Annotated in this window: 3 protein-coding genes and 1 tRNA gene; 2 read left to right on the forward strand and 2 right to left on the reverse strand. The window is 62.1% G+C overall.

The window, feature by feature from the left end; genetic code table 11:
- Positions 1 to 201 precede the first annotated feature (201 nt).
- Positions 202 to 1863 carry an iron ABC transporter permease gene (locus YH62_RS11415; RefSeq protein ID WP_082118327.1) on the reverse strand — a complete coding sequence of 554 codons (1662 nt, stop codon included), beginning with the start codon at positions 1861 to 1863 and terminating at the stop codon, positions 202 to 204.
- A gap of 74 nt (positions 1864 to 1937) precedes the next feature.
- A complete protein-coding gene (locus tag YH62_RS11420) occupies positions 1938 to 5567 on the reverse strand; it encodes an ATP-binding protein (RefSeq protein ID WP_046794282.1) in 3630 nt (1209 codons plus the stop codon).
- A 242-nt stretch (positions 5568 to 5809) separates the two neighbouring features.
- On the opposite strand from YH62_RS11420, the gene YH62_RS11425 reads away from it, so the two are divergent.
- Positions 5810 to 6256 carry a phasin gene (locus tag YH62_RS11425; protein ID WP_046794283.1) on the forward strand — a complete coding sequence of 149 codons (447 nt, stop codon included), beginning with the start codon at positions 5810 to 5812 and terminating at the stop codon, positions 6254 to 6256.
- A 127-nt stretch (positions 6257 to 6383) separates the two neighbouring features.
- Positions 6384 to 6460, forward strand: a tRNA-His gene (locus YH62_RS11430).
- The last annotated feature ends 279 nt before the right edge of the window (positions 6461 to 6739 follow it).

Raw genomic sequence — 6739 nt, forward strand, 5'->3', positions numbered from 1 at the left:
CACGCATTTAACGTCCTGTTAAGGCACATTGATCGAGAATGAAGCAATCGGAAGACATTTTCCGTATGGAGATGGCGAAGCCTTATGCTTCCCACGGACATGATGTCTCCTCCCGACTTCACGTTGGACAGCATTGAACTTTAAAGGCAGCTTTCGCTGCCTTTCTTTTGGTCTTGTCTACCCTCATAGATTGCCGAAAGATTAATCTTCCCGCAGATGAAGCTCGCCGTCGCGGTCGAGCGATCGCGAGACGAACAGGACCGGGATTAGACCGGCCGCGATGATGATCATGGCCGCCACGGAGGAATCCTCAATCCTGGCGCGGGAGGCATCCTCGTAGACGAGAGTCGCGAGCGTATTGAAGTTGAAGGGCCTGAGCAGGATCGTCGCCGAGAGTTCCTTCATCGTCTCGATGAAGACGAAGAGAGCGGCCGTCATGATCGCCGGGCGCATATTGGGCAGAAGCACCGAACGCAACGTCTGGTTCCTGCTCCTTCCGAGTGTCCGCGCGGCCATGTCGAGATGCGGCGAAAGCTTATGGAAGCCGGCATCGAGCGTGCCTTCCGCCATGGTCATGAACCGCACCGTGCAGGCATAGACGATCGCAAAGCCGGTGCCGGAAAGCAGAAGACCGGTGGATATGCCGAACTGCGCCCGCAGGAAACCGTCGATCGCATTGTCGAAGCTTGCAAGCGGTATGAGCACGCCGATCGCCAGCACCGTGCCCGGCACGCCGTAGCCGAGAGAGGCGATGCGCCCGGCAACCGTCGTCGGCGTCGAGCGCTCGGCGCGCGCCGCATAGGCGAGAAGGAAGCCGAGGGCGACGGCTGCGAGCGCCGCTGCGGAAGAGACGACGATGCTGTGCCACAGCGCGTTCAAAAGCCTGCTGTCGGCGAAGTTTTCGAGCCGGCTCAGCGCGAAGCCGCCGAGCACCGAGACGGGAATGGCGAAACCGATGGCGATCGGCAGCGCGCAGAACAGTGTCGCGCACCAGGCCCGCACCGCGGGCAGGCGCGGCCTTGCTCCATCGTTGACGAGGGCCGTCGTCTTGTTGCTGGTGAAGCGCTGGCTGCGGCGGGCGGCGCGCTCCACGAAGATGAGGACCGCGACGACGCAGAGCATGACGCTCGCGATCTGCGCCGCGCCGATCAGGCTGCCGCGGTTGAGCCAGGTATCGTAGATCGAGAAGGTGAGGGTGTTGACCCCCAGGAATTCCACGGCGCCGATATCGTTCAGCGTCTCCATCATCACCAGCGTCAGGCCGATCATGATCGCCGGGCGCGCCATGGGGATCTGCACCCGCAGAAACACCTTGAGCGGCCCGGCGCCCAGCGTGCGGGCGACATCGGCCGCGGCGCGTCCCTGCATCAGAAACATGGAGCGGCAGGCGAGATAGACATAAGGGTAGAGCACCGAGCTCAGAACCAGCACCGCGCCGCCCAGCGAGCGAATATCGGGAAACCAGTATTCCCGCGAGGTCTGGAAGCCGAAAAGGGCCCGGTAGCCGGTCTGTACCGGACCGGTGAAATCGAGGAATTCGCCGAAGGCATAGGCAGCAAGATAGGAGGGTATGGCAAGCGGCAACACCAGGATGGCCGAAAACAGACGCCGGAAAGGAAATTCGAAGCTTGCCACCAGCCAAGCGGTCAGAATTCCGAAGAAGCAGGTCACCAGGCCCGTGAACAGGAGCAGTCTCACCGTACGGCCGGTGGCGCGCGGCACGACGTTGACCATCACATGCCGCCAGGTCTCGTCGCCGCTCGCAAAGGCGATCCAGAAGATGGCGATCACAGGCAGGGCGACGATCGCGGCAATGCCCGCAGCCACCCAGGATAATGATCGTGCCGGCCGCCGGACCTTCATCTTCGCCGCTTCAGTGCTCGTCGAAACTTGCAAGTCCAAGTCCTCTTTTCAAAGGACTGCTAACCCTGCAGGGCTCAGTTCGCAAGCACCCGCTGCGGCGGAAAGGTGATTTCGACCAGCGTGCCCTCGTTGGGTGAGGAGCTGATGGCGAAGGAGGCGCGGTTGGCGTCCACCATGGCTTTCGTCAGCGGCAGGCCGAGCCCGGTACCGTCCCCGCGCTTGCGCGCGCCGCCCGCGACCTGGCGGAAGGGCTTCATGGCGAGCTCCAGTTCCGAGCGCGTCATGCCTATCCCCGTGTCGCGGATGCGAAGCATCACGCTGCCATTGGGTTCATAGGCGGTGGAGACCACGATCTGCCCGCCGGAAGGCGTGAAGCGGATCGCGTTCGAAAGGATGTTGAGGGCGATCTGCTTGACCGAGCGCAGGTCGGCCACCACCGGCGGCACCGAATGGGAAAGCGCCGTGCGGATGATGACGCGCTGGCTGTTGGCCTGCGGCTGCACCAGCGAAACGGCTTCCGAAACCGTCTCGTTCAGGCCGACGGCCACGAAATCGAGGTCCATCTCGCCCGCCTCGATCTTCGAGATGTCGAGCAGGTCGTTGACGATGTCCAGCACATGGCGGCCCGAGCGGCCGATATCGTTCGCATATTCGACATAGCGCGGATGGCCAATCGGGCCGAAGCGTTCGCCGGCCATCATGTCGGCAAAGCCGATGATGGCGTTGAGCGGCGTCCTGATCTCGTGGCTCACATGGGCGAGGAACTCGCTCTTGTGGGCGTTGGCGGTCTCGGCGGCACGCTTGGCGGTGCGCAATTCTTCTTCGGTGCGCTTCCACTGGGTGATGTCGCGGATCACCGCGCAAAAACCATTGGAGGAGGTGAGGCGGCCGATGGTCATGAACAGCGGCAGGAAACCGCCGGAAGCCTCGCGGCCGATCACTTCACGGCCGTCGTTCAGCACGCTTGCGACGCCGTGGCCGGAAAGGCCGCCGAGATAATCCATGATCGCCCGCTGGCTCTCATGGGCAAACAGCATGACGAAGGGTTTGCCGGAGGTTTCCTCGTTGTCGTAATTGAAGAGGCCGCTCGCCGCACGGTTCATGGAGCGGATATCGCCGTTCGCATCGATGATGACGACGCCGTCGGTCGCCGTCTCCAGGATCGCGCGCAACTCCTCGACCTCGACCTGCAGGCGGGCGAGTTGATCGGCAGGGCGCATGGGCCGCGCCTGAACGGCCTCGGCTCCGTCCTCCACGGCCTCGCCTTCCGCCGTGACCGGCATCAAGGCGAGCATCAGCTCGGTGGAATCCTCCCAGCGAACCGATTGCAGCCGGGCTGTCACCGGAACGACCACGTCGTCGGCGCGCACCACCACCATGCCGCCGGCTTCCGCCGTCTTGTCCTCAAGCTCCTGCCGCTGCAGCAGGGCATCGAGACCGCCGACTTCCGCCAGCGCTTCGATCGAGGGATAGCCGGTGAGCCGCAGGAATTCCGGATTGCCGTGGATCAGCCTGTCGCCGCTATGCACAAGGAGAGCTATCGGCATCTGATCGACGATTTCCGGTGAAAGCCCGATTCTCTCGCGGATCGGAATTATCCTGCCGAGCAGTTCCCGTTCCGACAAGTCGGCATCTTCATCGGTCAGGGTCGCCGCTTCTTCCGTCGTGAACTCGTCCTCGACCGCTTCTTCCTGCGGAACGTCCGCGGCGGGCTCCGTTTCGCCGGGAGCCTCCTCCGCTTCGATAGCGCCTGCGGCATCCTCGTGGCCAAATTCCTCGGGAAGCGCTGCGCTTTCCGGGGCTTCATGGCTCGGTTCCGCGCTCGGAGTTTCGTCCGTTACGTCCGCCCGAACTTCTTCCGGCGACACGCCTTCGTTTTCCACTTGTGGAGAGCCCTCATCATCAGGCTCTTCTTTGGCCTGCCCGATGAAGCCGTCCAGCTGTCGCGCGATCTCCTGGAACGCGGCCTGTTCGCCAGGGGTCAGCCCCTCCTTTCGCGAACGTCGCTCCTCGAACTGGATCACTTTGTCGGTGTGTTGCCTGCTGCGGCTCTCGGCGATCTTGATGGCAGGGGGCTCGCCGTCGGGCCAGTCCAGCAAGGAAGGAAGAGGCGCATCGTCCGCCTTTCCGGTTTCTTCGATCTGATCCCTTTCGTCACCGGAAAGGACTTCGTCGCCGATCTCTGCGATCGAGACCGTTTCGGGAGGCTCCTCGCTTGCCTCGGGTTCGGAAACCTGTGCCTCTGGCGGGAATGCAGCCTCCGCTGCCGCGTCTTCCTCCTCGTCATCTTCCGGCCCCCTGGCCGGGCTGCTGCCAAGCGTCAGGCCGAGCGCCTCGGGGTCTTTCCTGGCATCGCCCACACGCACGATGCCGAATCCCCGGAAGCCGTCGAACTCGCGCGCACGGGTATAGGTCGGCAGGGCGGCGAGATCGACCGGAACCACCAGATCGGTACCTTCGACAGGCCACCAGATGGTTTTTCCGGACCATGTATCGCGCTTGCCGAGCAGTTCGGTGACCTTGCCTTCCGGATCGATCCGGAAGAGTGCGGCGATACGGCTGAAGGCCATGCCTTTGATGTCGGCGGCATGCGGCCCGACCGTCTCGGCGAATTCACCGGAGATTTCCCTGAACCGGCCTTCGGCATCGATCTTCCAGACGAAGCGGGTCGCGCGGGCATCGCGCCTGAAGACGAAACCCGTTTCCTCCGGCTCGGCAGGGGAGGTAGGCACGCTCTCCGGGCTCGTTTCCTCCGCGGCCATCTCGCGTTCCGGCTCCTGGCTAGAGCCTGTGGCGCTCGGCGCCTCCGCTGTCGGTGCGAGCCACTCGGTGGCTGTATCCGGCTGCCGCTTTGCGGAAGGTGCTTCGACCGCCTCTTCGGTATCGAGGGAGATTTCCTCCTCGGGCTCTTCCGTTTCCTCGATGCCGGCAACCGCGTCGATCACCGCATCGTAGCCGTGCGTATCCGCCGTTTCCGCGGGTGAGGGAGCGGTTGCGCCCTCCGCCTCGGGCTCGAATCCGATGCTCTGGTCGGTGCGTCCCGGAAGCGCCTCCACCGTGAAAAGCAGGTGGAGGGCGGGTTCGTCGGAAAGCTTGCCGATCGCCGCTGGAAGATAGCCCTTCGAGGTAGGTATAGGTCGCTTGGTGAGACGGCTCGGATCGTTGCCGGTTATGGTCACCAGCATTTTTGCCGTCTTCTCGGTAACGCCGAGACCGTCGAAATCCGGCGAGGCGGCAATGACGGCGCCGTCTCCATCCAGCACCGCCATATGCGTGTCCGGATCGTCGAGACCTTCGAGCATCCGCGCCGAAAGCGCTTCACGGGAGAGCTTTTCCTTCTCCGCCGGCGCGGCGAAGAGCACGGCGGTTCCTCCTCCGATCCGGATGAGCTCGCAAGTCGCCTGGACCGCGATGCGCTGGAAACCGGAGGTGACGCGCATCACGAAGCTGCGGCTCTCACCCACGGCGGAAAGTTGGCGTGCCGCCGCTTCCATCTGCCGGAAGGCGACATCGGTCCGGTTCGGCCCCTGGTCCAGAAAATCGTAGACGGATGAGAAGCCGAAAAGATCGGCGCCCCGGCCGTTCGCCCAGAGCGCGTTGCGCATGTCCGGCGAGAAAAGAGCTATCGCTTCGCCTGCCGCAAAACGGTCACGGACGCGCTCGTGCACGGCGATGTCGATGAACGGGTATTGGACTGCGGACATAGGCGAACCTGGTGATTTCCTGACCGGTGATTTTGAGGGCAAATTAACAGATTGTTAAATAACCCTCCCCTGCATGTGGGTCCACTCGTAGGCCGGTCAATCCTGTTATAGGGTTAACGAGGCTTCGCTTCATTGTGCGCTGCACAATAATATTGCAATGCACAAGGCGATTTATTATATAAGGTTCATGAGCTCTTCGGATACAGCCGAAGAAATGCGTCAACAGGGAAAATGTTCGACTCATGGCCTACAGAACTGATGATATCTTTTCCTTCTCCGCTTTCGACCCGTCCAAGCTGACTGAGAGCTTCCGCGAATTTGCCGAAAAAGGTGCGACCCAGTCGCGCGAAGCCTATTCCAGGATGAAGGCCGCCGCTGACGAAACGACGAAGACCGTGGAGACCACCATGCAGTCGGCGCAGGCTGGCACGGTCGAGATCGGCCTGAAGGCGATCGACGCGTTTCGCTCCAATGCCGATCTCTCGCTGTCGCATATGGAAGCGCTTCTCGGCGTGAAATCCGTTGCCGAATTGGTCGAGCTTCAGACTGGTTTCCTGCGCAGGCAGGCGGAAATGACCGTCGAGCAGGCCAAGGCCATGCAGGAAGCTACCCGCAAGCTCGCCGAGGAAGTGACGAAGCCCGGCAAGGAAGCGGCCGAAAAGGTCATGGCGACCTTCAAGGCCGCCTGAAACGCCGAAATTTCTGCTCTGAGGAAGGCCGGTCATGCTCCGGCCTCTTTCTTTTGCGAGGAAGGACTTGCAAAACACATTCGATCGCCGTATGTGACCCGCAACGCCGCTTCGGCGTATTCTTTGTGCGGTTGTAGCTCAGTTGGTTAGAGCGCAGGTTTGTGGCACCTGAGGTCGGAGGTTCGAGACCCCCCAACCGTACCATCCCCATCTTTTCAAAGCACTTTTCAGATGTCGGTGGCGTTCGGCGCGTCTGACGCCATGCGCCCGCCTCGCCGCACTTAATTGCGTCCGGCCTTCAAAATCGTCTCGAATGCCCCAATTGGGCCAAGGATTGGAACCTCAATAGGCAGGCTCCTTCCCGAGCTGATTTCCTGCAACCGGTCAGGAGGCCTTATTCATGACTCGCCATTTACTGATCGGCGCATTGGGTGGTCCCAACTTCGGTGACGAAGCCATCTTCTCCGCATGGGTGCGAACGAT

It is taken from the genome of Rhizobium sp. LC145 (assembly GCF_001005825.1).
Classification (GTDB): Bacteria; Pseudomonadota; Alphaproteobacteria; order Rhizobiales; family Rhizobiaceae; genus Neorhizobium.

Bases quoted from the DNA above. Each gene is read 5' to 3' on its own strand.
- YH62_RS11415 (WP_082118327.1), bottom strand. From the start codon at position 1,863: ATGAAGGTCCGGCGGCCGGCACGATCATTATCCTGGGTGGCTGCGGGC.
- YH62_RS11420 (WP_046794282.1), bottom strand. From the start codon at position 5,567: ATGTCCGCAGTCCAATACCCGTTCATCGACATCGCCGTGCACGAGCGC.
- YH62_RS11425 (WP_046794283.1), top strand. From the start codon at position 5,810: ATGGCCTACAGAACTGATGATATCTTTTCCTTCTCCGCTTTCGACCCG.